Source organism: Candidatus Nitrospira salsa (assembly GCF_965152625.1).
In genome coordinates, this window is record NZ_CBCUCO010000001.1 from 366,896 (window position 1) to 393,407 (window position 26,512).

General features: G+C 46.5%; 30 protein-coding genes. 13 read left to right on the top strand and 17 right to left on the bottom strand.

Going from position 1 to position 26,512, the window contains the following annotated elements; all coding sequences use genetic code 11:
• Nucleotides 1–472: 472 nt before the first annotated feature.
• The gene (locus tag ACWQXP_RS01670) at nucleotides 473–748 is read left to right on the top strand and encodes a MoaD/ThiS family protein (protein ID WP_454061093.1); all 276 of its coding nucleotides are present in this window, start codon (nucleotides 473–475) and stop codon (nucleotides 746–748) included.
• 350 nt (nucleotides 749–1,098) lie between these two features.
• On the opposite strand, the gene ACWQXP_RS01675 is transcribed toward ACWQXP_RS01670, so the two are convergent.
• The gene (locus ACWQXP_RS01675; protein WP_454061094.1) at nucleotides 1,099–1,389 is read right to left on the bottom strand and encodes an HU family DNA-binding protein; all 291 of its coding nucleotides are present in this window, start codon (nucleotides 1,387–1,389) and stop codon (nucleotides 1,099–1,101) included.
• A 389-nt stretch (nucleotides 1,390–1,778) separates the two neighbouring features.
• Here ACWQXP_RS01675 and ACWQXP_RS01680 point away from each other — a divergent pair, with 389 nt between their 5' ends.
• The gene (locus ACWQXP_RS01680) at nucleotides 1,779–2,372 is read left to right on the top strand and encodes a hypothetical protein (protein WP_454061095.1); all 594 of its coding nucleotides are present in this window, start codon (nucleotides 1,779–1,781) and stop codon (nucleotides 2,370–2,372) included.
• 72 nt (nucleotides 2,373–2,444) lie between these two features.
• Here ACWQXP_RS01680 and ACWQXP_RS01685 read toward each other — a convergent pair whose 3' ends face one another.
• Complete coding sequence (locus tag ACWQXP_RS01685; RefSeq protein ID WP_454061096.1) at nucleotides 2,445–3,749, bottom strand: amidohydrolase family protein; 1,305 nt, start codon at nucleotides 3,747–3,749, stop codon at nucleotides 2,445–2,447.
• 456 nt (nucleotides 3,750–4,205) lie between these two features.
• Here ACWQXP_RS01685 and gcvP point away from each other — a divergent pair, with 456 nt between their 5' ends.
• Together gcvP and ACWQXP_RS01695 are read left to right on the top strand one after the other, a co-directional pair.
• Nucleotides 4,206–7,094, top strand: coding sequence for an aminomethyl-transferring glycine dehydrogenase (gcvP, locus tag ACWQXP_RS01690; protein WP_454061097.1), 2,889 nt, complete (start codon nucleotides 4,206–4,208; stop codon nucleotides 7,092–7,094).
• A 135-nt stretch (nucleotides 7,095–7,229) separates the two neighbouring features.
• Entirely contained in the window at nucleotides 7,230–8,492 is a 1,263-nt protein-coding gene (locus tag ACWQXP_RS01695; protein ID WP_454061098.1) for a dicarboxylate/amino acid:cation symporter, read from the top strand.
• A gap of 3 nt (nucleotides 8,493–8,495) precedes the next feature.
• On the opposite strand, the gene ACWQXP_RS01700 is transcribed toward ACWQXP_RS01695, so the two are convergent.
• From ACWQXP_RS01700 to ACWQXP_RS01710, 3 genes are read right to left on the bottom strand one after another with little or no spacing between them, the layout of a single operon-like run.
• Nucleotides 8,496–9,422, bottom strand: a complete 927-nt coding sequence (locus ACWQXP_RS01700; RefSeq protein WP_454061099.1) for a tellurite resistance TerB family protein — start codon at nucleotides 9,420–9,422, stop codon at nucleotides 8,496–8,498.
• Between the two features lie 18 nt (nucleotides 9,423–9,440).
• Nucleotides 9,441–9,881 carry a nucleotidyltransferase gene (locus tag ACWQXP_RS01705; protein WP_454061100.1) on the bottom strand — a complete coding sequence of 147 codons (441 nt, stop codon included), beginning with the start codon at nucleotides 9,879–9,881 and terminating at the stop codon, nucleotides 9,441–9,443.
• Nucleotides 9,829–10,041 (bottom strand): hypothetical protein, encoded by a 213-nt coding sequence (locus tag ACWQXP_RS01710; RefSeq protein WP_454061101.1) that lies wholly within the window; start codon nucleotides 10,039–10,041, stop codon nucleotides 9,829–9,831. The genes ACWQXP_RS01705 and ACWQXP_RS01710 overlap by 53 nt, the downstream gene beginning before the upstream one ends.
• A 376-nt stretch (nucleotides 10,042–10,417) precedes the next feature.
• Here ACWQXP_RS01710 and ACWQXP_RS01715 point away from each other — a divergent pair, with 376 nt between their 5' ends.
• Nucleotides 10,418–11,668: an IS256 family transposase gene (locus tag ACWQXP_RS01715; protein WP_454061102.1), complete on the top strand. Its 1,251-nt coding sequence runs from the start codon at nucleotides 10,418–10,420 to the stop codon at nucleotides 11,666–11,668.
• Nucleotides 11,669–12,311: 643 nt separating this feature from the next.
• On the opposite strand, the gene ACWQXP_RS01720 is transcribed toward ACWQXP_RS01715, so the two are convergent.
• Entirely contained in the window at nucleotides 12,312–12,500 is a 189-nt protein-coding gene (locus ACWQXP_RS01720) for a hypothetical protein (protein ID WP_454061103.1), read from the bottom strand.
• A gap of 316 nt (nucleotides 12,501–12,816) precedes the next feature.
• On the bottom strand, nucleotides 12,817–13,230 hold the full coding sequence (locus tag ACWQXP_RS01725) for a CBS domain-containing protein (RefSeq protein WP_454061104.1): 414 nt from the start codon (nucleotides 13,228–13,230) through the stop codon (nucleotides 12,817–12,819).
• 174 nt (nucleotides 13,231–13,404) lie between these two features.
• Between ACWQXP_RS01725 and ACWQXP_RS01730 the strand changes: the two genes are divergently transcribed.
• From ACWQXP_RS01730 to ACWQXP_RS01755, 6 genes are all read left to right on the top strand, one after another.
• Nucleotides 13,405–15,045 (top strand): alpha-keto acid decarboxylase family protein, encoded by a 1,641-nt coding sequence (locus ACWQXP_RS01730; protein WP_454061105.1) that lies wholly within the window; start codon nucleotides 13,405–13,407, stop codon nucleotides 15,043–15,045.
• A gap of 1,277 nt (nucleotides 15,046–16,322) precedes the next feature.
• On the top strand, nucleotides 16,323–17,108 hold the full coding sequence (locus ACWQXP_RS01735) for a hypothetical protein (RefSeq protein ID WP_454061106.1): 786 nt from the start codon (nucleotides 16,323–16,325) through the stop codon (nucleotides 17,106–17,108).
• 289 nt (nucleotides 17,109–17,397) lie between these two features.
• On the top strand, nucleotides 17,398–18,108 hold the full coding sequence (locus ACWQXP_RS01740; RefSeq protein WP_454061107.1) for a hypothetical protein: 711 nt from the start codon (nucleotides 17,398–17,400) through the stop codon (nucleotides 18,106–18,108).
• Between the two features lie 332 nt (nucleotides 18,109–18,440).
• The gene (locus tag ACWQXP_RS01745; protein WP_454061127.1) at nucleotides 18,441–18,674 is read left to right on the top strand and encodes an addiction module protein; all 234 of its coding nucleotides are present in this window, start codon (nucleotides 18,441–18,443) and stop codon (nucleotides 18,672–18,674) included.
• A 13-nt stretch (nucleotides 18,675–18,687) separates the two neighbouring features.
• The gene (locus ACWQXP_RS01750) at nucleotides 18,688–18,915 is read left to right on the top strand and encodes a hypothetical protein (protein ID WP_454061108.1); all 228 of its coding nucleotides are present in this window, start codon (nucleotides 18,688–18,690) and stop codon (nucleotides 18,913–18,915) included.
• Nucleotides 18,905–19,330, top strand: coding sequence for a putative toxin-antitoxin system toxin component, PIN family (locus ACWQXP_RS01755; RefSeq protein ID WP_454061109.1), 426 nt, complete (start codon nucleotides 18,905–18,907; stop codon nucleotides 19,328–19,330). Before ACWQXP_RS01750 ends, ACWQXP_RS01755 begins: the two co-directional genes overlap by 11 nt.
• 82 nt (nucleotides 19,331–19,412) lie before the next feature.
• On the opposite strand, the gene ACWQXP_RS01760 is transcribed toward ACWQXP_RS01755, so the two are convergent.
• The 6 genes from ACWQXP_RS01760 to ACWQXP_RS01785 all read right to left on the bottom strand — a co-directional run bounded on the left by ACWQXP_RS01760 (nucleotide 19,413) and on the right by ACWQXP_RS01785 (nucleotide 24,035).
• On the bottom strand, nucleotides 19,413–19,928 hold the full coding sequence (locus ACWQXP_RS01760) for an NUDIX hydrolase (RefSeq protein ID WP_454061110.1): 516 nt from the start codon (nucleotides 19,926–19,928) through the stop codon (nucleotides 19,413–19,415).
• A gap of 26 nt (nucleotides 19,929–19,954) precedes the next feature.
• A complete protein-coding gene (gene gcvT, locus ACWQXP_RS01765; protein ID WP_454061111.1) occupies nucleotides 19,955–21,058 on the bottom strand; it encodes a glycine cleavage system aminomethyltransferase GcvT in 1,104 nt (367 codons plus the stop codon).
• Between the two features lie 27 nt (nucleotides 21,059–21,085).
• The gene (locus tag ACWQXP_RS01770; RefSeq protein WP_454061128.1) at nucleotides 21,086–21,493 is read right to left on the bottom strand and encodes an FKBP-type peptidyl-prolyl cis-trans isomerase; all 408 of its coding nucleotides are present in this window, start codon (nucleotides 21,491–21,493) and stop codon (nucleotides 21,086–21,088) included.
• Between the two features lie 75 nt (nucleotides 21,494–21,568).
• Complete coding sequence (locus ACWQXP_RS01775; protein ID WP_454061112.1) at nucleotides 21,569–22,759, bottom strand: FIST signal transduction protein; 1,191 nt, start codon at nucleotides 22,757–22,759, stop codon at nucleotides 21,569–21,571.
• A gap of 90 nt (nucleotides 22,760–22,849) precedes the next feature.
• A complete protein-coding gene (locus ACWQXP_RS01780) occupies nucleotides 22,850–23,347 on the bottom strand; it encodes a GNAT family N-acetyltransferase (protein WP_454061113.1) in 498 nt (165 codons plus the stop codon).
• A 58-nt stretch (nucleotides 23,348–23,405) separates the two neighbouring features.
• The gene (locus ACWQXP_RS01785; RefSeq protein ID WP_454061114.1) at nucleotides 23,406–24,035 is read right to left on the bottom strand and encodes a DUF502 domain-containing protein; all 630 of its coding nucleotides are present in this window, start codon (nucleotides 24,033–24,035) and stop codon (nucleotides 23,406–23,408) included.
• Between the two features lie 206 nt (nucleotides 24,036–24,241).
• Here ACWQXP_RS01785 and ACWQXP_RS01790 point away from each other — a divergent pair, with 206 nt between their 5' ends.
• Entirely contained in the window at nucleotides 24,242–24,532 is a 291-nt protein-coding gene (locus tag ACWQXP_RS01790) for a Trm112 family protein (protein WP_454061115.1), read from the top strand.
• Nucleotides 24,533–24,590: 58 nt separating this feature from the next.
• On the opposite strand, the gene ACWQXP_RS01795 is transcribed toward ACWQXP_RS01790, so the two are convergent.
• The 3 genes from ACWQXP_RS01795 to ACWQXP_RS01805 form a co-directional block, all read right to left on the bottom strand.
• Nucleotides 24,591–24,827, bottom strand: coding sequence for a hypothetical protein (locus ACWQXP_RS01795; RefSeq protein ID WP_454061116.1), 237 nt, complete (start codon nucleotides 24,825–24,827; stop codon nucleotides 24,591–24,593).
• Between the two features lie 81 nt (nucleotides 24,828–24,908).
• Nucleotides 24,909–25,277 carry a hypothetical protein gene (locus ACWQXP_RS01800; RefSeq protein ID WP_454061117.1) on the bottom strand — a complete coding sequence of 123 codons (369 nt, stop codon included), beginning with the start codon at nucleotides 25,275–25,277 and terminating at the stop codon, nucleotides 24,909–24,911.
• Between the two features lie 159 nt (nucleotides 25,278–25,436).
• Complete coding sequence (locus tag ACWQXP_RS01805; protein ID WP_454061118.1) at nucleotides 25,437–25,760, bottom strand: hypothetical protein; 324 nt, start codon at nucleotides 25,758–25,760, stop codon at nucleotides 25,437–25,439.
• Between the two features lie 354 nt (nucleotides 25,761–26,114).
• Here ACWQXP_RS01805 and ACWQXP_RS01810 point away from each other — a divergent pair, with 354 nt between their 5' ends.
• Complete coding sequence (locus ACWQXP_RS01810) at nucleotides 26,115–26,249, top strand: hypothetical protein (RefSeq protein ID WP_454061119.1); 135 nt, start codon at nucleotides 26,115–26,117, stop codon at nucleotides 26,247–26,249.
• An 83-nt stretch (nucleotides 26,250–26,332) separates the two neighbouring features.
• Here ACWQXP_RS01810 and ACWQXP_RS01815 read toward each other — a convergent pair.
• On the bottom strand, nucleotides 26,333–26,512 hold a 180-nt coding region (locus tag ACWQXP_RS01815), incomplete at its 5' end, for a hypothetical protein (protein ID WP_454061120.1).

Sequence of the window (26,512 nt, forward strand, 5' to 3'; positions counted from 1 at the left end):
GTCTCCTCACTTTTATTCCAATCGCGAAAGGCACGACGCACCATGTAAAACATGATAATAAGTAGGATGAGAATGATAATAATTCGATACATGAGAATCCTGTCTTTGAAGTAAATGACTCAGCCCCGTGACCTTATTTAGAAACGGCCAACGAAGCATCCACCTCTTAGAAGTATAGCTGGGCACCTAGCTTGAGTCCAAGATGACCAATCGTCACAGATAGATCGCGTAGTCACGAATATGAAAACGTACAACAACCATGTACACTGTTGAAGCATAAATAGGAGACAGGCAAAGATTTTTGGACCGAAGAAGGCGAGACAACTCAGAAAGGCTAAAAACCCATGTCCATTTGTAAAGATTTTGAGACTCTTCACGAGAATATTGACGACCAGTGAAGACGACAAGTCGCGGTCTTCTTTTTTTCAACTATCCCCTTTAGACGGTTTTATTATTTGAACAGGAGCGCATTATGGTCACCATTGCATTGATGGGAGAACTACAAACGATAGAAGGTGAACGAACACTTGGATGTGAAATATCTGAGCCGACTTCAGTCAAGCAATTGATACGAAACCAAGGCAAACCTCTACGGGACGTCTTTCAATTACTGAAGGAAAAGAAGCTGATGGTCACCGTGAATCGGCGAATTGCCAGTGAAGACACCAAGGTCAACGAAGGGGATGTCGTGAATCTTGTGGCTCATGATGGGATGGGAAGGAGTGGACTGACACCATCACTTTACTGACGACAACATCGTTCAACATGATAAAAAAGTATGATGTTATAGCCGTTCCAGTTATACCGACTCGGTCGAATACCAAATGGCTATATTTTGATATTCACTACGCGATATGCAAGATCAATTACTGTTAGAGCATCCATGCGGGGATAACCTTCCGTACGTATGAAGCGGTGTTTCGCACTGAGTTGGTTTATTTGAATCGCCAAAAGTTATTTGGTTTCGCGATAAACAACAAAAGGGGCCACGCCGTACATGGCGTGGCCCCTTTTGAGCATCGTATAGTTTTTGATGAGCGCCTTACATAACTCTTGTCGAGTGACAGGCCATTAGGAGGGGGCTAATGAACCGTAACCCTATTTCTTGGCGCCTAAAATTTTGTCTTTAGCAGCTTTGGCCACTCTAAACTTCAGAACCTTCTTTGCAGGAATTTTAATGGCCTCACCCGTTTGTGGATTTCGACCAATTCTGGCCTTGCGGTGTGCAAGCACCAGCTTTCCGATTCCTGGCAACGTAAATGAATTTTTGGCTTCCTTGTAGGACAACTCCGCCAAGTCGTCAAGAATTTGCGTCGCGACCTTCTTCGTAATGTCAGCCTTCTTCGCTACATGATCGGCAATCTGAGACTTAGTCATCGCTTTTCCCATATACAGGCCTCCTCCCGAGAGTAGATGTTAATTAACAGTGATCCGCCAGCTTTTGTCTTTGTAATGATATTACCAAGTGGAAGGAATGCCCCTTTTCTAGAAGAACAAAGAGGCGAAAGTTACACGTACGTGCGTTATGAAGCACGCCTATACCCTTTAGACAGGTAACGGGGCGGAAGTGTACCGGATGCACAATACCCTGTCAACACAGTCGAAATCATATTTTTGAGGTCCTCGTCATTTCTATTTTTCTACTAATCAACAGTTGATGGATGGTTGTTTGATCTGAGGCATCTCTTGCAGGCTGACCTCGTTGCGAGATACAGTACAAAGCTGTTAAAGAAAGTTATAATTTATTATTATCAAATTGTAAAGAAAAGATATGCATTATGGCTAAAGAGCTTCCAATTATTGCCTCTCCCCAAAGTGGAGAAGAACCTGCAAAACAAGACGTCGCCTACTCCCGAGTCTTCTGTCAGCGTGCCGAGACTCCACCGCTCAAATTACTCATGGATTTCCTCAAGGCGAAAAACCAAACACCTCTCATCCCGACAATGGACCCTGAAGCCCTGGATGACTGGGACTGGACCCATATCTCAATCGGGTACAATCGTGAACGAAAACCTCTCCAGCTCTTTTGCGTCCGAAACAAGGGGACATATAAAGAAGTCTTCGAGACAGAGAAGTTTACCTTCTTAAATCGCCTTTCCGCTCACGACCATATGGAAGGTGAAATAGCTCGAGAATTCGTGACGCGAGCACACTTTATTGCCACCATCCAAATGACCAAAAATGATATGACAGACGAGGGATATGACTTCAATGGGTGGATTCTTGAATTTTTTCAAGAAAATTGCGACGGGATCGTCCAGATCGACGCACAAGGATTTTTCTCTCCAAAAGGAGACTTAGTCGTCGATATGCAAGAAACCAGCGAATCTCCGACCGATGGGGCCCCCACTTTACCTGCCGCAGAAGCGTAACACTTTCGGGTTACAACACAGAATCACTCGGCGCATGATATTTTGCTCGGTGCGTCAGAATGAATGGCCTCTCTACGTTTTTACGTTCAAGGCTTCGGCCACACATCCATCAAAGGTCTTGCTTGGAAAATTTGGTAACCCCCTTCGATACGCCACTCCATCCTTGATCACTTCCAATAATACGCCTTCTTCAAACTGAAGCGGCTGCTCGACCACATTGGCTCGACACACTAAGAGGTCAGCTGGAGCTCCAGCTCTAATTTTCCCTACTCCGTGTTCACCGACAAGATCGCCAGCTAACCCGGTCATGCCATGCCATGCCGACAGGGCTGGCACACCATCATTCATCAACGAAACCAATTCCATATAATTTCGACCATGCATGCCCGGAAGGATGGGATCGGTCCCCCCAAGCATGTTCAACCCGCCTTTAAAAGCATGCTTGACGGCCTGACTATGAACCTCAACAACTTGCTGAACCTTTTGCTTCACAAATGGCGTGAGATCGTCGGCTTCTGTCAGTGCCTGACCAATCCACGAAGTCGGAGTCACCGTACAACCTTTCACGTAAGCCCGTTCCGCAAGTTCTTCATCCATGAAGGAGATGTGCTGAATATCTTTGACCCCATGTTCAATGGCTAAGGCGATGCCATTCTGACTATGGGCATGCGCCGCAACATACATGCCGCGCGCTGACGCTTCCTCACAAATTGCATGTATTTCTGCAGCCGTGAAATCCCGATTTTCCAGTTTGTCCGATGGAGAAACCACCCCAGGACTGGCACAAATCTTCACCAGATCACCCCCGCAAGCCGCAATCTCTCTAACGCGTTTTCGGCAAGCCCATGGGCCATCGACAATGCTTGAAGGTCGTCCTGGTCCTGGAGGCCACAACGCTTGAACCTGCCCGCAACATCGGTCAGGTCCCAGAAAATCTGCATGCCCGCCGGTCGTCGATAGCATACAAATGGCGATTTTAAGTCTGGGACCTATGATCACTCCCTGATCGACCAGACGTTTCAGCACGTGAGTCGCGCCACCGACATCGCGCATGGTGGTCACTCCACCATTCACCAGCGTCGTGTACAGAACGCGTTCGGCATAAATCAAACCTTCCTGTCCACCCATTCTTTCAAAGTCATCTCGACTGATACCACACAATGTCACATGGCCATGACAATCGATAAGACCGGGAGTGACCGTAAATTGAGAACAGTCAACCCGTGTCACCGTTGGTCCCTTGGGACGCTTGAGAGTATGCGGCTGAACCGCTTCAATTTTCCCATCATCAATCCACACGTCAACATGTTCGTGAATAGCGCCTTGGGTCGCGGACGTCCCGTCGTATAAAGTCTGAATATTTGAAAGTACAATCATAAAAAGTCCTCAAAGACTAAAGAAGAATGACGTTGAATATGACTTCAGAGTCTTTCCTCTACCGCAAAAGCCAGGCTCTTGGCAACCTATCATTCCCCTCGGTTCCACTGGCTTCGAGTGATGTCCTCAACCCTAGGCTTTTCGCGTTTCTTTCATTCCTCTGCCCACAGATTCCTTTGCAGAAGGCTCAGGTTCATGATACCCTGTGTCAAGAGAAATCAGGGATACCAATGTACGGAAATCTCTATGGTTTTTGGTCATCTGTTCCTTTTTAGTGCCATGCGTACTGATGACGTTGATCTAACTGTTCGATGACCGTTTTCTTGTTTTCAGACACACACCTCGAATTCAGATTAAACCATGCGCGGAATCTCAACTTTTCAGGAAGAACCCTGGATTGCAAATAATGCATTCCTTCGCATCTCGACAACTTAACTAGGCTTAGTATAGGCAACCATGTCACATAATCAGAACCAGCACCATTTAGCTTTGCTTGATACATTTCCCCGTCGACATATCGGACCGACAGATTCCGACATCCAAGAGATGCTTGGGACCGTAGGAGTCTCATCGCTTGATGCCCTGGTAAAAAGTACAGTTCCGGAAGACATTGTACTGAAACAACCTCTTGCCCTCCACGCCCATCGCAGCGAGCAAGAAGTCCTTGAAGAATTACGTCATGTTGCTAGCCAGAACCTCGTCAATCGATCATTTATCGGTATGGGCTATTACGACTGCATTACGCCTCCCGTGATTCTCAGGAATATCCTTGAAAATCCAGCGTGGTATACGCAATACACCCCCTATCAGGCTGAAATCTCTCAGGGCAGGCTGGAAGCTCTCTTGAACTTCCAGACCATGGTGACTGATCTGACGGGATTGCCTTTGGCGAATGCCTCATTATTGGATGAAGCAACCGCTGCCGCAGAAGCCATGACCATGTGCCGGGCGATTGGCAAATCAGATCACATGATGTTTTTCGTCGCTGAAGATTGCCACCCTCAAACGATTGCCGTGATTGAAACACGAGCCAAACCCCTTGGCATCACGGTCCATATTGGAAATCCTGAGCACATTCAGTGGCAGGAAACACAATATTTTGGAATTCTTCTGCACTATCCGACCACGAAGGGGTTTGTTCGAGATTATCAATCTCTCACCCAACAAGCGCATAAGGCTGGCGCGCTTGTCGTGGTTGCCACAGACCTTCTTGCCCTCACACTCCTTCGATCACCGGGAGAATTCGGGGCGGATATTGCCGTAGGATCAAGCCAGCGATTTGGTGTTCCCCTTGGATTCGGCGGACCTCATGCCGCTTTCCTCTCAACCAAAGAAGAATACAAAAGACAGATGCCCGGTCGTATGGTTGGCGTCTCACGGGATGCCCATGGACAAGTGGCCTATCGACTCGCACTTCAGACACGTGAACAGCATATTCGACGCGACCGAGCCACGAGCAATATCTGTACAGCTCAAGCGCTCCTCGCCAATGTTGCAAGCATGTATGCGGTCTACCATGGCCCAGCAGGCCTGAGACAAATGGCTCAACGCATTCGCGTTCTCACGCTCTGCGTGGCAGAAGGACTTCGAAAACTAGGCTGTCAGGTAGAGGATGAATTATGTTTTGACACGCTTCACATCAAGTCGTCAGACCTGTCTCACAAAGAAATTTTAGAAAATTGCCGCAAACAGCACATTAATCTTCGAACGTTTACCGATGGAACCTATGGGCTGTCGCTCGATGAACCCACGACTCCTGCTGAAGTCGAGCGTCTCTTTCAAGTATTTTCGAAAACTGAACATCTTCCATTTACGCTGGATGACCTTTCACAAAATATCGACCCTGGCATCCCGGCTCCTCATGCACGCACGACATCATTTCTCACACATGAGGTGTTTAATCAGTACCACGCTGAGCATGAACTCCTTCGCTATATGTATCATCTTCAGAATCGAGACCTCTCGCTGGTGCATTCCATGATTCCGTTAGGATCCTGCACGATGAAATTGAATGCGACAGCAGAGATGATCCCCGTCACCTGGCCTGAGTTTGGAAGAATTCATCCGTTTGCGCCACAAGACCAAACCAAGGGCTATGAAACCGTCTTTCAGCAGCTTGAACAATGGTTAGCAGAGATTTCCGGATTTGCCTCAGTCTCTCTTCAACCCAATGCCGGATCTCAAGGTGAATATGCCGGTCTCATGGTTATTCAGGCCTACCACGAACATCGCGGGGAGACGAATAGAAACGTCTGCTTGATCCCAGTTTCCGCCCATGGCACGAATCCGGCCAGTGCCGTTATTGCCGGACTGAAGGTCGTTCCCGTAGCCTGTGATCAACAAGGGAATATCGACCTTGCTGACCTCAAAGCCAAATCCGAGCAACACAAGGCCACTCTATCAGCCTTAATGGTTACCTACCCGTCGACGCATGGTGTGTTTGAAGAAACCATTCGCGAAGTCTGTCAGGTCGTGCATGATCATGGAGGACTTGTGTATATGGACGGGGCCAACATGAACGCGATGGTCGGACTGTGTCGGCCTGGAGATATAGGGGCTGATGTATGTCATCTGAATCTGCACAAAACCTTCTGTATCCCACATGGCGGTGGGGGGCCTGGGATGGGACCGATTGGCGTAGCAACCCATCTGGCTCCGTTTCTTCCAGGACATCCCATTCATAATCCGAGTGGAGATCAGGCCATAGGTCCCATTGCCGCTGCGCCGTACGGCAGCTCAAGCATCCTGCCTATTTCATGGGCCTTCATCGCACTGATGGGTGCAGACGGTCTGACCAAGGCCACTCAAATAGCCATTTTGAATGCCAACTACATGGCCAAACGCCTGGAAAAGCATTATAACGTGCTGTATACAGGGAAAAATGGGTTATCGGCACACGAATTTATTCTGGACTTGCGACCGTTCAAAAAAAGTGCTGAAGTTGAAGTCGAAGACATCGCCAAACGTCTCATGGATTTCGGTTTTCATGCACCAACAATTTCCTGGCCCGTTCCTGGAACCATGATGGTTGAACCAACAGAAAGTGAAACGAAAGCTGAATTAGATCGTTACTGTGAAGCCCTCATGACCATCAGAGAAGAAATCGCGGAGATTGAAGAGGGTCACCTTCCTCGAGACAACAATCCCTTGAAGCATGCTCCCCATACGATTGAGCAAATCGCCTCTTCAGAATGGGATCATCCCTACTCACGAGAACAGGCTGCGTTTCCCCTCCCCTGGCTTCGCACCAGAAAGTTTTGGCCCGCAGTCTCGCGAATCGATAATGTGTATGGCGATCGAAACCTCGTCTGCACCTGCCCCCCCATGGAAAGTTTTCAATCCTAACCTGAGAAGAGATGGAATCGCCTCTTCCAGGGCTCCAACAAACACTCAGCAGCTCTCACAACGTATTTGAGAGCGTCATATTTCCATATTCTCATCTCACTGAGAATGCTTCCATTGTAAGTTCTTCCAAAATTTATGGCTTCTAATTCCTCGAACCGACTCCTTGTGCTGATCATTCTCGGAATCCTAAGCGGAATCTTCCTGGGAGGACTCATTCCAGAAGCCGGACGAGCAGTCTCTTTTCTCGGAGATCTGTTTCTTCGTGCTCTCTTTGTCATGGTTGTCCCACTGGTCATGAGTTCGATGATTGTTGGTGTCAGTAGTCTGGGTGATGTGAGACAACTGGGGCAGTTAGGCGGACGAACCATCCTGTTTTTTATGACAACAACGGGCATCGCCGTCGCCATTGGACTGATTCTGGTACTCGCTATCCATCCTGGCACACCATTGGAACACCAAGCCTTGGAGCCAACCACCGAATCGGCGCAGGAAGTTTCGAAACGCATGGAAGATAAGCCCACGACGCTTGGAGAGTTATTAAAAACGATTCTGACAAGCATGGTCCCCCAAAATTTGTTTGCCGCGATGGCGAATACGGAAGTGCTTCCGCTGATTGTTTTTTCATTAATATTTGGGGGAATTCTGACCACCATTGGGGAAAAAGGCACGATTGTCATTCGATTATTTGAGGGCATCAACGAAGCCATTATGGGCATCGTGCACCTTTTAATGTGGGTTGCACCAATTGGAATTGGCGCACTGATTGCTGGCAGGCTTGGAGAAGCCGGTGGGTTTGCAGGGTTTTGGCCGCAACTTCAAAGCTTGGGAGCCTATGCTGGAACCGTGATTCTTGCACTCCTTCTTCATGGGTTGATCGTGCTTCCCATTGTGCTTCGATTTCTGGGAAAACAATCAGTACCGGTATTCGCCAAGGTCATGAGTGCCCCGCTGCTCACCGCGTTTTCTACGAGTTCCAGTTCGGCAACAATGCCGTTAACGATTGACAGCCTCATTGAAAAAGGACAGATCTCTCCACGAACGGTCAGTTTCGTAATCCCGCTTGGCGCCACCATTAATATGAACGGAACGGCCTTGTATGAGGCCGTGGCCGCTGTCTTTATCGCACAAAGCTACGGGATTGAATTGGGACTGGGGGAAACCATTATCGTGCTGCTTACGGCCACGCTTTCCGCCATTGGCGCGGCAGGCATTCCTGAGGCCGGGTTGGTCACCATGGTCATCGTGTTGAAAGCGGTTGATCTCCCGATCGAAGGGGTTTCGCTCATCTTAGTCATTGACTGGTTTCTAGATCGATGTCGAACCACAGTGAACGTCTGGAGTGACGCCGTTGGCGCAGCGGTGATTGATCGACTAGAAGGTGGTCAGGAAAAACCGTAGCAATTAGAGCCCGCTTCGATATTCACGAGAGATGGTGAGCTTGGCATCGATAAATTCTTGATGGCCAAGTTCCAGGCCTTTAGAAATCGCACGAATTTCTTCGATTTCCTCACTTGAGGTTTTCCCTGCGGCATTCGCAATCGCAAACAGCCCCTTGAGAAAGGCTCGACGTTCTGCAACCGTCGTTCGCGCACAATATCCCTTCGTCAACTGCACAAAATCCAGACCTTTCATGATGCGCTGATGACTAATTTCCATGATCAATTGAGCCTCATCTTCCGGAAGATTCCAGCCAACAGCTAAGGCTCGGGCAATAGAATTTTGCTCCTGTTCACAGAAAGCCTTATCCACCCAGGCCACTCGTGCCATGATGCCGGCAGCCAAACATACTTTCCGAATTTCCTCCTCTGGTAAGGAGAGCGTGAGACCCCGCGCCTTCATTTCTGACACAAGTTGGAAATACACCGTATTTTTGATGTAGTCGTCGATTCGACTTTCTCGTCCGACGTCATCTCCATAATGACTCGTCCGCGAACTGATTGCACGACGAAGCGGATTCCCGAGATGTGCCAACAGCCCTGTACTCTTTGAGTCAATGTCCTGGCGCAACGTGTCAACCACCGCGGCTTCGGCTTCCTTCTTCTCCCCATCCACATGGACTAACTTTTCTAAGGTCGAAAGCGCCAATGCCTTATCCTCATTCGTCGCAATTCCGTTTAACACTCGCGTCAATAATTGCTGCCGCTCTTCCTCACTGACGGGGGATTCCATGTACAACTCCAACCTCATCCATTCTTCACCGGAAATGTCTGGCAACAAAAATAACAACTCTTTTAACGCGTTAATTTCTTTCGCTTCCAGGTTTCCATCAGCCCATGCCGCTGCGACCATGAGTTTCCCAAGATTCAACACAAATTCTTTGTCAGCCATTGTTCTGCTTGCCTTTAATTAAGAGTTCTCTAATGAATCTACATCAGCTAAATCTTTTGGCCTTCCTGTGGCCTTTTTATTCACGAGGAGGTCATTCTTTCCAATACAAAATACCGTGAGGTCTTCAATTGTGATCTCAATTTTATTCTTCCACGCCTCCTCGAAGACCACACCAGTAATAGAAGTCAGTACATCAATTCGTGAAGGAGCGACCCCAATTTGAAACACAATATTTGGATGGGAAAGATCTTTCGTAGAGAGATTTGCCAGAGGTGCACCAAATTGCTTCAGAGCGCTAAAAACCCGATCAGCGTTGTCTGCAGTAGACCTTACCCAGATGTCCAAGTCACCTGTTGCACGAGGCTGTCCATGAGCCGCCACCGCATGCGCCCCGACGATCATAAAGTCAGCGCCTGTTTCGTTGAGTGCGAACAACATCTCGACGAAGTCGCGGTTCATCCCACTTTCCATCCTTAAACGCCCATGCCTGGACGGTTAATGGCCAAACAAGCGCAACACGTTCACTCGGAGTCAGATTGGCGAGATCGGAATCTCGTCCTTCCTCTTTAAGACTAATTTTTCGAACTTTATAATTTGAACGATCTATTGGAACGCTCATAAATGAGATTATACCAGAAGACTAGGTGTTTTTCCGAATACCCTTCTATCAGAGATAACATCCTGATCCTGGTGAAAAGAAGGGAATGAACTGAATGAAGCACACCAAAACTATTAGGATCAAAAAGGCTCGAAGAATATGGAGAAATCAAGTGAGACAGATGGAGTGCCGTTCTATAAGAACAACGTTGGGTGAGAAGGGTCTGGTACAGACATAAAGACACTCCCTCTATGGAGTTCGGTTATGTATAGAGCACCATCTTCCTGCCACTTGTGAGAGTTATATTAAAAAGTTGGGGATGATCTGAAAGAGAAAGGCGGCGTATCCTGGTGATCGAGCAAGATCACCACCCTTTCAAACAAAAGGAGGATACGCCATGAAAGAGCGTAACGTTGTAGAGCAGACGAATCAAGATGAGCATACGGAGGATCCCTTGACAGCGGTGCTGCGTAAGGGAGCACGTGACCTTCTGACTCAAGCGGTGGAGGAGGAAGCTCGAGCATTTCTCGCTAGCCATGCGACTCTCCGCGATGACGAGGGGCATCAGATGATTGTCCTGAATGGCTATTTGCCGGAACGCACCATTCAAACGGGGATTGGGGGCGTCCCGATCCGAGGCCGACGAATCCGTGATCAACGGAAGATTCCGAAGACCGATCGCATTGCGTTTACCTCAACGATCCGGCCTCGCTATCTTCGGCGGAGCAAGAGCCTAGAGGAGTTGATTCCGTGGCTCTATTTGAAGGGGATTTCGACCGGAGATTTTTCCGCGGCCTTACGGACCCTTGTGGGTAATCCTACGGGGCTCTCCCCGGCCACGGTGTGTCGGTTGAAAGTTGGCTGGCAGCACGAGTGGGAAGTGTGGCAGCAGCGAGATTTGACGGGGAAGCGGTATGTGTATTTCTGGGTGGATGGTCTGCACGTAAATGTACGCATGGAGGACTCGCCCTGTCTTTTGGTGGTGATTGGGGCCACGGCCGATGGGCATAAAGAGCTGGTTGCAGTAGAGGATGGGATCCGAGAGAGCGAGCAATCCTGGAAGGACCTCCTCCTCAATCTCCACCGCCGTGGCTTGACCATGGGGCCAGACTTGGCGACGGGCGATGGTGCCTTGGGATTCTGGAAAGCCCTACCTCAAGTCTATGGTTCGACCAAGGGACAACGGTGTTGGGTGCATAAAACGGCCAACGTGTTGAATAAACTGCCGAAGAGCTTGCAGGCGAAAGCCAAGGCCGGGCTCCACGAGATCTGGATGGCCCCCACCAAAGCTCAAGCGACCAAGGCCTTTGATGGATTGATCCAGACCTATGAAGCGAAATACCCGAAAGTCGCCGACTGTTTACAGAAGGACCAAGAGGCCCTGCTGGCCTTCTATCAGTTTCCAGCCGAGCATTGGCAGCATATTCGAACGACAAATCCGATTGAATCAACCTTTGCCACGGTGCGCTTACGCACCGCCAAAACACGAGGCTGTCTGTCTCGAACGACCGCGTTAACCATGGCTTTCCAATTGGTGCGCTGTGCAGAAAAAACATGGCGACGGTTGCGAGGCTATCAGCGGCTCGTCCAGATTACTGAGGGCATCATATTCGTCGATGGAGAAGCAGTCACCAGGAAGGCCGCCTAAGGAAGTCATACCCAAGATTTGACAATAGCTCCACTTGTGAGCGTAAGAAAGACAGTGTAAAAAAACCCAATCCTTTAATTATGAACATGAAATGCTAAAAATCTTTGTCGTCGGTATCGTCGTATTTCTCTACCTACGGTGTAAATATATGCCTTCCAGTTCATGCGTCAGGCTCCTTCTCTGTCTCTCTGATTAGAGAGGTAAGTGTTGAGCGTGGATGATAGACCCACCATTGTGACGTGAATGTGTAGACTCGTAAAGGTTTTCCTTTCCTATTCGTTCAGTGTATTCAGTTGTGAAAATTTGCCCAATTTGAATGTTTCTCTTATCAGGCCTCGGTAAGTCGGCACGAATGATAGTGCAATAGGCATCATTAAAAATATGTTTGAGCAGGCATCCGAAAACATCCTGAAACGAAACCCTGGTACGCTGGATAGTTCATTCCATCCATTTCCTAACAGATGCCTCTGGAACCGTCACTGCAGTTCCGAATGGTTCTACCCAGCCCAGGTTCTATGACTTACTCGCACCATACAACCTTAGTTGAGCAAAAAATATTCCAAAAATAATATTTCAATTTTCTCACATATTCGTTTCACGGACACCATGCCCCTGCGATCATTACGACGGCAGTATTATTGGCTTATGCCGCTTTTTTGTAATCAACCTCATCTGATTTTGACTCAGGTTTTTCTGAGTCCTCGTTAGAACCGGGACATTGAGAATTTGTCAGAGTCATCACAAACACCGTCAAGACACCCAACAGATACAGTCCAGCTCCAATGAATTCCCATGCCATATGCCATCCCTCCCCGTTCACACGATAGGCCATAAAAATAACCTGTTCAAGAAATGCTCAACGTATCGACCCCTAAGTGAAGATTCATGTGCTTCATCAGCATTCTCTTTGTACCTAATCTTAATGTGAGCAAAGTTCGCACCAACTTGGAGTCAACGTTCCACTGTGATGGGTGTGTAGGATGGCTTGAGAAATATTCAATAATGCCGCTCTTAAAAAACACCAAGATGTGTCACACCATGCTGGAGCGAGATATCACTTTGGATATATGAAGGGTCGAAAGAGATACACCTCGACAAGAATGATCATTTTCCGATCGAAACAAAACGATTTAGATGGAGAAAGTCTGCTACTGATGTGACTGGGAGAGAATGGCGCGGAAAATATCTTTCCAGGTGACAATGCCTTCAATGATTCCGCCTTGCTTGACGACTGGAAGACAGGAAATATCTTTATCGAGAAGGAGGTGCGCAGCGTCTTCAATCGTCATTTCACGTGACACCGTTGGATGATGTCTTCGCATGATCTGATGCGCGCGTTTCTGTAAGGTCGCTAAATCACGGTCCGTTTCGGAAAATGTTCCGACATAGGGACTCAAGGCTTGCCAGAGGTCTTTTTCAGTAATCACCCCTTCCAAATAGTTTTCACTACTGACTAAGAGGTGATGAAAGCTGGCTTTCAGAAAAATCCCTCTCACATACTCAAGACTGTCATCCATTTCCACAGTGACAACCTTTGCAATCATTACGGAATCAACTATCATCCTGGCATCTCCCGAAAGAACTCGATGGCGAACCGCACTGGCTGAAAATGAAAATATGCTCGTTGTGACTGGTAACCTGCCTTGAAACTGGTCTACCAGGATAGACGGATTTTTTCATCCTTTGTAATCTTTTTCGGTATAATTAAGTAAATGGTTAACAAAGGAAACAAACCCATGACAGAAACGATTGGCTCTCTCCTGCTCAAACGGTTGCATCACCTTGGTCTTGACCACATTTTTGGTATTCCCGGTGACTATATCTTGACGCTCTACCAATTGATTGAGGAATCGCCCATTCAGCAAATCGGGACGACCCGTGAAGATTGTGCGGGATTTGCGGCCGATGCGTATGCCAGGATTCGGGGCATTGGCGGGGTTTGCGTCACCTATTGTGTGGGTGGATTGAATATCGTGAATGCCACCGCTTGTGCTTATGCAGAACGATCACCGGTCGTCGTGCTTTCCGGGTCACCCGGGGCAGCGGAACGCATTCAAACTCCCTTTCTGCATCATATGGTTCGGGACCATACTACTCAACGTGAAATCTTTGACAAGATCACGGTCGCCTCTGTGGTTCTCGATGATCCCGCAACGGCAGAACATGAGATTGATCGAGCCCTCGAGGCCTTGCGACGGTATAAACGACCGATTTATTTGGAAATTCCTCGCGATATGGTGCTGGCGCCAGTCAAAGTGCAATCAGTCACGGTTCCTCAAGAAACGGAATGTTCAAGTGATCCAGTCGCACTGAAAGAAGCCGTTGGAGAAGTTCGGGAAATATTAGCCAACGCCGAACGTCCCGTCATTTTAGCGGGTGCTGAAATCTATCGATTTGGCCTTCAGAATGATTTACGTCAATTAGTTGAACGCATGCATGTACCAATCGCCACAACCCTCTTAGGCAAATCGGTTATTCAGGAAGATCACCCATTATACATTGGAGTTTATGGAGAATTGGTCGGTCGTGAGGAAGTTCTGGCATTTGTCGATGAAGCCGACTGTCTCCTGACGATGGGGACGGTTCTCACAGATATTGATGATATTAAGGTGCACACCAAATTGTTAGCCTCGGGAAGAACGATTAATGCCACTGCTGATGCCATCATCATCAAACATCACCGCTATGACGATGTTCGATTTGAAGACTTTGTGCGAGCCCTGTCTTCTGCTCCCCTCCCCTCATTCCCAGCACGACCATTACCCAAACAAGATCCGCTGCTCTTTAAAGAGCCAGCTCCATTAACCCCGGTCACCTTACACAGCCTTTTTGGTCATCTCGACGGTCTGTTAACAGAAAACCATTTAGTCATCGCCGATGTGGGAGAATCGCTTTTTGCATCTGCTGATCTTCACGTTCATGAAAGTGCTGAATTTCTTTCTCCGGCCTATTACACCTCCATGGGGTTCAGCATGCCTGCGGCATTAGGCGCTGGCTTTGCCGATCCCTCGAAACGAATCGTCGTCCTTGTCGGAGACGGCGCCTTTCAAATGACCGGAACAGAGTTGAGCACGTGCCTTCGTCACGGACAAGCTCCCATCGTCATCGTACTCAATAACCATGGGTATACCACCGAACGAGAAATTCTCGAAGGTCCGTTTAATGACCTTCAAGAATGGCACTATGAAAAAATCTGTGAGTTAATCGGCGGGGGAGTCGGCCTGCTCATCCACACGTACGAGGAGTTAGTCAAAGGCTTGAAGACTGCCATATCCGATGAAAAGAACATCTACATCTTGAATGTCTTCCTTGATCCCGCCGATCGCTCCACCGCCATGACCCGCGTGGCTCAACGCCTAGCCAAGCGACTTACTTAGTAGGACACCTGTAATCGCAACACCAACTTGCAGTCCCAATAATTAAATAAAGATGCCTTGCCAAATGCCCTTGCCTGTCCAACCATCGTGTCCTAGGACACCTGTAAAACGTTGAATAGCTGGTAAACTTACAACAAAAATTCAGGCACAGTAGCCAAGCAACCTTCAACTCCCGTGGCCTAGGCACACCTTATTATCCGTCACCAAAGAAAACCACACACCAACATAGACTGCCTACAAATCACACATGGCCCACGGAACTACCGTGGCCTAGGACACCTATAATGCCAATTTCAATGCACCCGCTATTTTAAATTAAGAGATAGTTGACTGTAGGCCATTGGCCCACTGAACTATCGTGTCCTAGGTCGCTTGCACTCACCACATTCAACTTTTAATTGTTTCCTTTTCACCGTTTGGGGATTTTCTTCAAACTAGACTTCTCAAGCTTATCCAAAATTCGAAGCCCCTTTTGAGATGAACCTCGTTGAGCCCGTACTTGGAATCGTACTTCTGCGTCAAACTGAGCCAAAGTTGCAGTGGAAAGTTCTTCAACCAGTTTGTTGAGTCTCACCTTGCGGTGTCGTGCTAATCGACGAAGACGGGCATGCGTGTCATCCGGAATTCGAATGGTTATAGCGAATTCAAATAAATACTAGTTGAACTATGAAGACTTTCTACGCGGTATCCAACGTGTCAGGGGTACGGAAGTTCATTGAATCGGCTATAACGTCGCCATGTAGGTCACCCTCCAGAAAAATCTTTGGTGTGGAGAACCTTAATATCAGGAAATAGCAATGTCACTTGTATATTCCGTGTTCTCCAACACTTCTATTTGTTCGGCTGTTGCCGATTATGACCAAGGTTCAACACAATCCTAGCTAAATTGATACTGCGTCTTATAGCAAATCGTTGACAAAATTGTAAAAGTCTCGCATATTTCAAGTTTATGGCAGAAAATCACGATGTATTTTGACGTTCTATTTCGAGTCGGAATATAAGCAGGATTATGGACTACTTCACTGCAATCGAACGTATCTACGACCACTTAGAGAACGATCACGTAGACAAGGCTGTCATGATATGTCTACGCATGGCTCGAAACCGTCAGGATTTTCTTTACGCTGCAGTATTTCTTCGAGAGATGAATCCGAGTAAGGACGAGTGCATGCGCATAGTATATAACACTACTAGCCACCTAACGCAGGATGCTCAGAAATTCTTTTGGGAACATTCGCTTATATACTGGCTTGATACACACACTCTTAACTTTAGTCTTGGCGAAAATCCCAACGGCGAAAAAAAAAGATGTTCTTACAATAGGCATATCGGAGATTGAATCCGAACTTGAGCTGTGGGATAGAACAATCACTGACATGCAGGTTCCTACTGGCATGGGTGTATATGACACAGCTGCATTTGCTGATGAGTACTCAAATCAGAAAACTACAATTAGACTTCGAGTAAAGGCGTTACAAACGGTTAAACAACAAATTAAAACACGCTGCTTAGACTATGCCATCCGCATCGAATGTGAGTTAAAAGCGAAAAATAAGTCTCAAAGCTTTCTCGCTCAAATTCACACTGACGTAAACAATTACCTAAAATCCCACTCAGAGGATGTTTATACGAAACTTAACAAGGCTGCAGAGCTTGTCGACTCAAACGACCTCGAAGATTGTTCACTGCTGCTGACACAAGTCCGCCGCGCAATTAAAGCATCCGCCGACTTCTTATATCCGCCTAAAAAAGAAATGGTTAAATGTAAGGATGGCATAAAACGGGATCTTGGCAATGATCAGTATCTCAATCGGTTACAAGAATATATTGCAATAACATTTGACAACTCATCATCACGTGATTTGTTGCGTTCAGAGTTAGAGTATCTAGCTAATTTCGCACGACGTTTGAATGATGTTGCGTCAAAAGGGGTGCACGCAGATGTGAACCCAGTTGAAGCAAAACAAGGCTTACTTGGGCTGTATATGTTCCTGTATAACGTGACCTCAAGACTTCAATGCCATTCTTCCCAATCGAAGGCAGCTGTTACGCAGTCTGGATAAACCTTGTCAGGATATCTTGAGAAAAGTTTTCTTTAACTGCCAATGTTTAAATATAAAAAAAACCGTAAATCGTTTTTAAAATGACAGGGGCAGGATTACTTATTAATAACTACAGCTAGTAAGAAACACCCTGCGCAACCCAACCATTGTCCTTGCATCGCGAATAGTCTCTGTTTTTATGCTTATATCTCCTACCTTGGTAATAGCATTCTAAACATAATCATTTGTAATCAGCCTGACCATGCTTCGCTTATCCCCCTGCTGTAGGCGTTAGTCTTCATCGAAACAAATGAGCATCTCATTCGAACAACTTGTTTCAGACATTGATCGTGCCTATAAACGATTGGGACACAAATTGGGCTGGAGATTTTTAAATGTGTCGCGAGACGTACTAAGACAAGATCCAGCCATCGCACTCATTACATCCAATCCTGCTGGAAATACTATCCCTAACGATCATCCTACGGCGAGTTGCGAATCAGGATCTTCCTACCTAGTGGAGAGCTGGCACAATAAAGCTCCTGGTGCTAGTCATTTACAAATTCAAGTTCAGCGATTATTCGTCAAAATCTCAGAACATACTAATTCGTCTATATCCGGAAGCGAACTTATTGAAAAATCTTTGATTGGGTACTTCATTCCCTTTCGATCTCCCCGATTAAAAGATTTAAAAAATAGGCCTGAATCATTGGTATTTGGCGAAAATCTCTGGATGAATGTTTTTATGCTGGTACGTCCCAAACTCATTATATGTATAGATAAAGACACGTTTTCACGTCTTTCTACAATAATTCCAAAAGCTTTTAATTGTCAGCAGATACAACGGCAAGGGATGAATACTGGCTGGGGAACTATTAAGGCAGAGATTGTAGATTATGACAGCGAACGGAATATCAAACTCTTGCGACTCCCACACCTGTCCACGTTCAAGTTGTTCTCCAGGAAGCAGTGCGAAGAACCGCTGAATAAATTATTGGAAAATGCATGTAGTAGCCTATAAATACACCATCTACCACCCAACCATCGTCTTGGCATCACGGATGGTCCCATTTTTAATCTCAGCAATAGCCCTGTCCAGTAGCCAGTCGAGAATCTCAGGACTTCATCTGTGAACCCAGGAGGAGCGGTGAAGATGCTGGTGAATAGTTCCAAGCTTTCTGGCTTATAATCAATTTCTTCTTCTAATTCTCACCCTCCGCAGTCTCGATGGTCTTCTCCTGGATACAATTTCCCAGTTGGAAATTCATAGATAAACCTTTCTACTGAAGTGTTTGCATCCATTCTGCACTGAGATATACTACAAGTATGTCTTACAACCTACCTCTCAAGAACATGACTCTTCGGGATAAACTGGCAGCAATAGAATCTCTCTGGGACAATCTTGCCCATACTACTGAGGTTGTTAAGTCCCCAACCTGGCACAAGGACATATTAAATGAACGCCGACAACGACTTGCCGAAGGACGTTCCCAATTCATTAATTGGGAGATGGCAAAATTAATTTTATCTAATCCCAAAAAACGAAATGCGGAAGAACATTCGAAGCAATCTTGGATACCTCGATAAGGTGGGCAAGCATATGGAAACCCAAGAAATTACTATTCGCGTGACTCCTAAGGCTGCCAATATTTACCAGACTGCATCAGAACAAGAACGTCTTAAACTTGATGCTTTACTCAGCTTGAAATTGAGTGAAACAGCTCAACCATCACGCTCACTAGAGGAGATTATGCGTGAGGCCAGTAAAGAAGCTCGAAAATCTGGTCTGATGGAGGATGGATTGAAAGAAATTCTAGATGAGCCTTAAGCTCCGCTTTGTCTTTGATACCAATACCATTGTCAGTGCACTGTTATTCGATGAGCGCAATCCGAGGAAAGCCCTTCAGTTAGCTTTGTCTTGTGGGGAATTACTTCTTTCCACAGAAGTAACGGACGAATTAGCAGAGATTCTTCGTCGTGACAAATTTGACCGCTATTTGAAAAAGAAAACGAGAGAAGAGTTTCTTCGGACACTAATTCAAACAGCAACTTTCATAAAAGTCACGGATAAAATTCAAAGCTGTCGGGACCCAAAAGATGAGAAGTTTCTCGAACTCGCTGTCAGCGGGAATGCATCTCAGGTGATTTCAGGCGATAAAGATTTGCTGGTCCTGAATCCATTTCGTCATATTTCAATCGTCACTCCAACACAGTTCTTGAATTTCTTAATCGGCTCCAAATAATTCAAGGTAAAGCACAATAGGGGAATGAAGGCTGACTGTAGATCTAGAAGAAAAATATGGGGAGCAGAATTGGTTCAATTGATTAGCGCTTCGTCGCTAGATACACCATCTGCAGCCCCACCATCGTCTTCGCATCACGAATCGTGCCATTCTTGATTTCAGCAATAGCCTTGTCCATTGGCCATTCGAGAATTTCAAGGACTTCATCTTGGTCAAGCTGCTGCTGCCCTTTTACTAAGCCGGTCGCTTTGTAAACATGGATCACTTCATCCGTAAATCCTGGTGCGGTAAAGAGACTTGTAAGTAATTCCAGATTTTCTGCTCGATACCCAATTTCTTCTTCTAATTCACGACTGGCACAATCGAGCGGATCTTCCCCGGGATTCAACTTCCCGGCTGGAATTTCATAGATAAACCCACCCGCCGCATGACGAAACTGACGAATCAGGATGACCGTCCCATCGTCTTTCACCGGAACAACAGCTGACGCACCGGGGTGCCGAATCATTTCTAATTCCGCGGTCGCTCCATTGGGGAGTGTAACGGTATCAATATTGTAGGTGAGAAACTTTCCTGAATAGATGTGCTTGACATTCATGAGTTACGAGCTGATGTACGGGAACGTTATGTGGACGATTTTCGTTTGTAGAATGGCAGCTTCACCACCATCGCAGGAACTTTTTTGCCACGCACCTGAATTTCAATCGGTGTTCCATCACTCGAATGTTGCGGCGCAACATATCCTAACCCGACCCCTTTCTGAAGTGTGGGCGAGAAGTTTCCACTACTGACTTGTCCAATCTGTTCGTCCTTGGCATAGATGGCCATGTCATGGCGGGGAACGGCTTTTTCGAGCAGCTCAAACGCGACCAGCCTTCGAGTAGGACCATCTTGATTTTGTTTTTTTAGAACAGCGGAACCGATAAATTCCGGTTTTTGAAATCCGACGACCCATTCTGCTCTGGCTTCAACTGGCGTCGTTTCTTCAGTGAGATCATTTCCATACAGAAAATACCCCATATCAAGGCGTAGCAGATCACGTGCGCCGAGCCCAGCGGGTTTTAACCCATGCGGTTCTCCTACCTTAATGAGGCGTTGCCACAATTCAGCAGCCCGTTCTGCTGACAGATATAGTTCGTACCCAAGCTCTCCGGTATATCCTGTTCGCGTAATCAAGACATTGTCACCTGATACCGTGGCATTCAGACACCAGCGCGGTTTGAGTTCATCAAGAGATGCATCTTGTAGAATATCGCGTAAAATGGCTTTGGACTGAGGCCCTTGCAGGGCCAACTGTGCCATCTCAGCTGAACAATCTTCTAACGTGAAGTTATATTGTCTTTTGTCTTGCTGCCTAGATAACCATTGGCTGATTTTTTCTCGATTGGACGCATTCACACACAATAAATACTCATGTGAATCAGTACGGTACACAAACACATCGTCCTTGATCCCGCCTTCTGGATTGCAGACCATCGAATACTGCGCCTGACCCACTGCTAATTTGTCGACATCGTTGGTCGTGACCCATTGTAAAAAGTCGAGCGCCCCTTCCCCTGAAAACATGAGACGGCCCATGTGACTCACATCGAACAGCCCGGCGTGTTGTCGGACCGCATGATATTCATCGATCACGCCTGAATACTGCAATGGCATCGACCAGCCTGCAAAGTCCACAAGCTTGGCCCCATGGCTCTGATGGGCTTCATATAATGGCGTTTTTTTCATACGTGAGATCGCTCGTGACCTTTTATTTTATTTGACTTCGAGAAGCTCAACATCAAAATTCAACGTCGCGTTGGGAGGAATGACTCCACCTGCCCCTCGTGCGCCATATCCTAAATCCGGCGGAATAATGAGCTGACGCGTTCCGCCAACTTTCATCCCTGCGACCCCCTCATCCCATCCTTTGATGACTTGCCCAGCGCCAAGAGGAAAGGAAAACGGATCATTTCGATCTTTGGAACTGTCAAATTTCGTGCCATCGGTTAATGTTCCCGTGTAATGCACGACCACATCATCACCACTTTTCGCTTCTTGTCCGTCACCTGGAACGACATCCACATATTGCAGCCCAGATTCAGTCGTCACAACTTTTCCTTCATCGGCTGCCTGAACGACCGTACCAAGGCTACACAACAGCACACTCATCATAAATATCATGAGGCTTTTTTTGCTCAATGTTCTACACATACGCGTTCTCCTTTTTTCCGTATTCAACGTGAATAATTGGAATGATTACGAATTCGCTTTTGAGGGTTCACAAAATAGGGCAACACTCGCGGTATAGCCATGCAGGTAGTTTTTTCCGCCGACCGGTCCAATTTCTCCTCCAGCAAAAAACCCGGCAATGGGAACATTCCCCATCTGCTTTCGTATCACTGTGACATCGTGATTTGGCTCTTGAAATAATCGTGTCCCTCGACAGTTGCAGCTAAAAAGCAAGGCGCCTTGCGCGGGCCGATCGATATGAGTTCGATAGTCTTCTTCTATAAGCGTTTGTAATTCCTCATCGGCAGCCGTGGCGTCTCGAAGATGAAATTGGAGTGTTTGTCCTTCATGTACAATATCTGAGATGGCCACCCCACCGGACTTTTCGTCGGCCCCCATCAGGTCTCGAATGAGAAAATCTCCCCGTTCAAATTTTCCACGATATTCGTTCATGACGAGACCAACTTGAAGCGATTGCGACACATGCTCACTCGTCGTATCACGTAGATCTTGTATCGTCGTTTTGAGTCGGTCTAACATGGACAACCCACCTAATTCATAGATGATATTTCGCTCCGACTTTGTCACAACATACGGTTCCCCAATTGGTTGACACCCCTGGGAAACGACCGTACGAACTTCGATTTGTCCACTTAGGGCCACTCCCACGACTCCACTGTCATGGAGATCCTGATTGAGCATGAGTCGGTTTTCGCCACTATCGGTTCCACCACTCGCAATACCTCCTATAGCCAAAGATCCTGGAGAGCCTTGATCGATTGAGGCGAACACCTCGTCAATGGGAGTCGTAAAAGGATCAGCCAAAAGGAAAAAGTATGGCCTCTGAGTGTGGGATTGAAAATCTTGGGGCCAACCTTTCAGAGAAAGGCGCCCGTCATGTTCATACGCCGTCAATCGAATCGGAGTCATGGTGACATCCGGAAGCACAGCGGACCACAAGATGATGGCCTGCTGCTCTTCAAATTCTTCCGTGTTACCAATCACTCCATTATTCATACAGCCCACCAAATGTCGTGGAGAGATCTTTTCCTGAACTAACGCCTGTAAGGCATTCGCTTCTTCCGAAAAGAGTGATGAAAAAAAGAGAAACGCCAGGTCAGGAGATTTCTGTCCTAACGACTGAACAGTCGATTCGTGCAACGCTGCCACAGCTTTTTCGACATTGGATTCTTGAGAAACAGCAACATGATACTGCATGGGATTTTTACTCGGAAACGGGTTATTTAAATAGGAAGACTAGCAAGCACATATTCTGCCTGTCCATGAATTGGAAAAAGAACGATATCACTATGGAACATGTTGAGAGTCTGCAAGCTTGGGAGGTGCCATCAAGTCACGTTCTAACATTCGATACGGCGTGAGTTCCAAACCCATCTTGGCATACACGGCTCGTGCGGTGACATTATCCTGTTCAACATATAACCTCACACCACACACATCGCGACGCGCTTGAACTTGCTCGTACACATATTGATACAACGCACGAAACACTCCTTGCTGCCGCCAGTCTTGATGGACATAGACACTTTGTATCCACCAAAAATTTGCATTTCGCCAATCACTCCATTCATAGGTAATCAGCAACTGACCAGCCACGACCGGTCTCGATGGCGCTGCTTGCACTTCAGCCATCACATAACATCCGCGTGCAGGATGTTCAAATATGGCCCGGACGCCAGCTTGAAGCACGGATTGGTCGAGGCTTCGTCCTTCAGTTTCCAACGCCATTGCGGCATTAAATTCTACGAGAAGGTTCAAGTCCGACGGGAGAGCATCTCGAATCAAGATGTTCTCGTGTTGGGGGACATTCATCTGCACAATATCACAACCAATTGATTGAAACTTAGGCCGAGTGTGAGGGTGGATTGAGCCATCCAGGAGATGGACGATAGAGTCCGGCTGAGAACTCTAACTTCATCGCCTCTTCAGGACGTAATTCAATGAGTTGAATTTTATGCTCCGGAATAAAGGCTAAATAGCCGGTAAACGGATGAATGGCCGTCGGCACAAAGACCATAACTAGCGCATCATCATGAGACACCTGCAACCACCGCGGAGCGTAGCCCATAATAAATCCGATTCCCCAGAGTCCCTCTCGCGGAAAGGGAAACATGGCCACTTTGCTTTGACCAAAACGTTCTTTAAAGTTTATGACATCAGCCATACTTTTTAACGTGTGATAGATACTTCGTACTAAAGGAACTTTTGCAACGGATTCTTCAATGTGAGTATGGATGCGATGCCCAACAAAGTGGGTCATACCCACTCCAACAAGTAACACCAGAATCGCAAACGAGGCAATCCCAGACCCAGGAACCTTAACATTGAACGCGGCCTGAAAAACATCCACGGTCATGTGATCGAGCGCATCAAACAACGTGTATAAGATTAAAAACGTCCCCCAGGCTGGAATAATGATGAATAAACCCGTCCAAAAGTACCGCTGAAGTTGTGAGGAAAACGTTTGTAACATGGCTTATTATCTCGTGGCCTATTCACTGTAGCAGATTAGCCTAATTCATTCACCCAACCGTACCGAAGTTTTGAGAAAAAGACATACTCGCGAATGCTCCAACTCGTCAGATGGATCCCGTAATTTTGAACTCTTGTGTCTTTTCAAAGAGAGTGATACATTTTGTGAACCCTTCAATATGACAGAATTCGATAAAGGAGTACGTAATGGACGAACAGCAGGCTAACGCCAATAAAGGAACGATTGATCCTGGACTCTTAGCTATTCTCTGCTGTCCAGAAACAAAATTGAACGTGGCCCTAGCCGATGATGACCTTATTCAACGGTTAAATACAGGGATTGGAAATGGAAAAGTTCTTAATAAGGCAGGACAACAAGTAAAGGAAGAGCTCGATGGTGGTCTCATTCGTGAAGATAAAAAAATTCTTTACCCGATTCGAGACCAAATTCCAATTATGCTGATTGAAGAAGGGATTGTCTTAGATGACAATCCGTGAATATAACGCTTGCCACCATGCGCATGACTGGTTGTTTAGATCAACGACAGTGAAATCGTTAATCAAAATTTTCTTCCGTTGATTCGCCTTTCACGATCCACCAGATCGACCTTACCACCTGTACCATAACATAGATGGCTAAACTGATAAGAAGGCCATACATCCCAGAGGTTTGCGGCTTCCAATTTTCGGCATCATGTATCACCAACCCTAAGGTGACATGTGCACCAAGACCAAGACATAACGCAAAAATAATCCACTCTCGGACGGCTTTTTTATTTTTTGCGTCATCCATGCTGAAGACTATTTTTCATCTATCCTAACCCAGAATACTGGGCAAGATGCAACCGCAAAATACGTAATATCCCCCAGTTTTTCAGACAGGACTCTTACTTAACTCAATTCCAGTCGCGGTAATAAGGCTTGTAAGGTAGTCGCTGACAAAAATGAGCGCTTCCTCACGTCCATCAGCTCTTCTCCCCTTTTCACGACGTTGAATGGAAAGTTCATGCTCAAGGTCTGACTTTACGTCTCCCAGAAGTTTCTGAAGTGATGCTGTTGTCAAATTCACATCAACATCTTCTATTTCTTGGCAGCGATCGAGCACCCAATTTAAACCCTCGACACGCCCAAAATATCGCTCCTGATCGGCAGCATCTATTCTACCCATGCTACTCGCAAATGCCTGGCCCTCATAAATAAGATTATAAAAACTTGAAACCGCCTTGTGTAAAGTTGAATTCATTCCTATTCTCCCACCTTATAAACTCTCAGATTTATCGATTCACATTTCCATATGCACATTTCGATTTGTCGTTATCTACTTTTCACTTAGAACATTACGGCATCTTGTATGAAACTTACAAAATTTATTTACGTATATTAGCCTAAACATGAAATGCCATCATGTAAATAACAAAGGGTGAAATTCAGCCATAAACCCATAATATAATGGAGCAAAGTGCTTCAAGCTATCAGGGCTTGTTTCCTTAAGCCGTTTAAAGAAAAACACCTGGTTTTTGGGATCGAGCTGTTCTAATAATGCCGCAAGTTGAGGCATTGAATAGCTAGTCCCAGGAACACTCAACACGTAATGCACCAAGCGTTCAACCCACTGCTGCGCGATATAGTCGCTGACAAGATAAATTTGAGGAATCGTGCCAGATTTTAGTATCTCGTCGAAGCGAACGGCCTGAGCTGCAAAAGGAATGTCAGCGTTAACAGACACCTCCACCACAGTCTTAATGTATAAGTTTGAATGAAGACAACCTTGTTTTCAAATTACCATTGATTCCTGAAAATATCTACCTGTATTTTCTATTTTTCAGACAAAGTTCGCTCTTTTAAAAAACTTTTTTGTTCCTCACCCTCGGTCTAAACTAATATCTAACTGATGCTCTTTTGAATCGTATTTCTTAGAAGGTTCATTGCCTCATAGATAGAAATTCATAAATGTTGAATCAAAGGAAATTCAACATATAGCCGTTTCAATTATACCGAAACGATCAAGCGCCAACTTGGACAATATTGCGATCCAATACGTGAGAGAAAACGTCAATCATTGCCAGTTGTAGCCGATTCAATGATTTTTCGTACTCTTGACACATGGGATATCGCGTTGAAAGTCCTCATGGTTGAGCTGGAACGTATTTGTATTCGCTATAATCCAAGCGGGTATAAGCTTCCAATGTTTCTAGCGAGCAATCGCGCAGGTTAGTTGATATGCCTCAGCTGAAACTTATTTTGATTCGCTATATTCTCCGGATTCGAAAAACAAGATATTTACTTAGTCAAATATATTCACATTCCATATGTCGAAACCTCAGGGACAGTAAGGCCTTCCAGCACCGTGGCTTCCCTCCTCATCAATCTGGACTTGGACACCTCCAATAACACAACAGGCCGGAAGGGGCAGATGCCCCTCCCGGCCTGTTGATTTCCACCCTCGACTGTTGTCGCGTGACTTACAGCCAGTTCACC

Excerpts from the sequence above, each read along its gene's own strand:
- ACWQXP_RS01670 (WP_454061093.1), top strand. The coding sequence starts at position 473 with ATGGTCACCATTGCATTGATGGGAGAACTACAAACGATAGAAGGTGAA.
- ACWQXP_RS01675 (WP_454061094.1), bottom strand. The coding sequence starts at position 1,389 with ATGGGAAAAGCGATGACTAAGTCTCAGATTGCCGATCATGTAGCGAAG.
- ACWQXP_RS01680 (WP_454061095.1), top strand. The coding sequence starts at position 1,779 with ATGGCTAAAGAGCTTCCAATTATTGCCTCTCCCCAAAGTGGAGAAGAA.
- ACWQXP_RS01685 (WP_454061096.1), bottom strand. The coding sequence starts at position 3,749 with ATGATTGTACTTTCAAATATTCAGACTTTATACGACGGGACGTCCGCG.
- gcvP (WP_454061097.1), top strand. The coding sequence starts at position 4,206 with ATGTCACATAATCAGAACCAGCACCATTTAGCTTTGCTTGATACATTT.
- ACWQXP_RS01695 (WP_454061098.1), top strand. The coding sequence starts at position 7,230 with ATGGCTTCTAATTCCTCGAACCGACTCCTTGTGCTGATCATTCTCGGA.
- ACWQXP_RS01700 (WP_454061099.1), bottom strand. The coding sequence starts at position 9,422 with ATGGCTGACAAAGAATTTGTGTTGAATCTTGGGAAACTCATGGTCGCA.
- ACWQXP_RS01705 (WP_454061100.1), bottom strand. The coding sequence starts at position 9,881 with ATGAACCGCGACTTCGTCGAGATGTTGTTCGCACTCAACGAAACAGGC.
- ACWQXP_RS01710 (WP_454061101.1), bottom strand. The coding sequence starts at position 10,041 with ATGAGCGTTCCAATAGATCGTTCAAATTATAAAGTTCGAAAAATTAGT.
- ACWQXP_RS01715 (WP_454061102.1), top strand. The coding sequence starts at position 10,418 with ATGAAAGAGCGTAACGTTGTAGAGCAGACGAATCAAGATGAGCATACG.
- ACWQXP_RS01720 (WP_454061103.1), bottom strand. The coding sequence starts at position 12,500 with ATGGCCTATCGTGTGAACGGGGAGGGATGGCATATGGCATGGGAATTC.
- ACWQXP_RS01725 (WP_454061104.1), bottom strand. The coding sequence starts at position 13,230 with ATGATAGTTGATTCCGTAATGATTGCAAAGGTTGTCACTGTGGAAATG.
- ACWQXP_RS01730 (WP_454061105.1), top strand. The coding sequence starts at position 13,405 with ATGACAGAAACGATTGGCTCTCTCCTGCTCAAACGGTTGCATCACCTT.
- ACWQXP_RS01740 (WP_454061107.1), top strand. The coding sequence starts at position 17,398 with ATGAGCATCTCATTCGAACAACTTGTTTCAGACATTGATCGTGCCTAT.
- ACWQXP_RS01745 (WP_454061127.1), top strand. The coding sequence starts at position 18,441 with ATGACTCTTCGGGATAAACTGGCAGCAATAGAATCTCTCTGGGACAAT.
- ACWQXP_RS01750 (WP_454061108.1), top strand. The coding sequence starts at position 18,688 with ATGGAAACCCAAGAAATTACTATTCGCGTGACTCCTAAGGCTGCCAAT.
- ACWQXP_RS01755 (WP_454061109.1), top strand. The coding sequence starts at position 18,905 with ATGAGCCTTAAGCTCCGCTTTGTCTTTGATACCAATACCATTGTCAGT.
- ACWQXP_RS01760 (WP_454061110.1), bottom strand. The coding sequence starts at position 19,928 with ATGAATGTCAAGCACATCTATTCAGGAAAGTTTCTCACCTACAATATT.
- gcvT (WP_454061111.1), bottom strand. The coding sequence starts at position 21,058 with ATGAAAAAAACGCCATTATATGAAGCCCATCAGAGCCATGGGGCCAAG.
- ACWQXP_RS01770 (WP_454061128.1), bottom strand. The coding sequence starts at position 21,493 with ATGATATTTATGATGAGTGTGCTGTTGTGTAGCCTTGGTACGGTCGTT.
- ACWQXP_RS01775 (WP_454061112.1), bottom strand. The coding sequence starts at position 22,759 with ATGCAGTATCATGTTGCTGTTTCTCAAGAATCCAATGTCGAAAAAGCT.
- ACWQXP_RS01785 (WP_454061114.1), bottom strand. The coding sequence starts at position 24,035 with ATGTTACAAACGTTTTCCTCACAACTTCAGCGGTACTTTTGGACGGGT.
- ACWQXP_RS01790 (WP_454061115.1), top strand. The coding sequence starts at position 24,242 with ATGGACGAACAGCAGGCTAACGCCAATAAAGGAACGATTGATCCTGGA.
- ACWQXP_RS01795 (WP_454061116.1), bottom strand. The coding sequence starts at position 24,827 with ATGGATGACGCAAAAAATAAAAAAGCCGTCCGAGAGTGGATTATTTTT.
- ACWQXP_RS01800 (WP_454061117.1), bottom strand. The coding sequence starts at position 25,277 with ATGAATTCAACTTTACACAAGGCGGTTTCAAGTTTTTATAATCTTATT.
- ACWQXP_RS01810 (WP_454061119.1), top strand. The coding sequence starts at position 26,115 with ATGATTTTTCGTACTCTTGACACATGGGATATCGCGTTGAAAGTCCTC.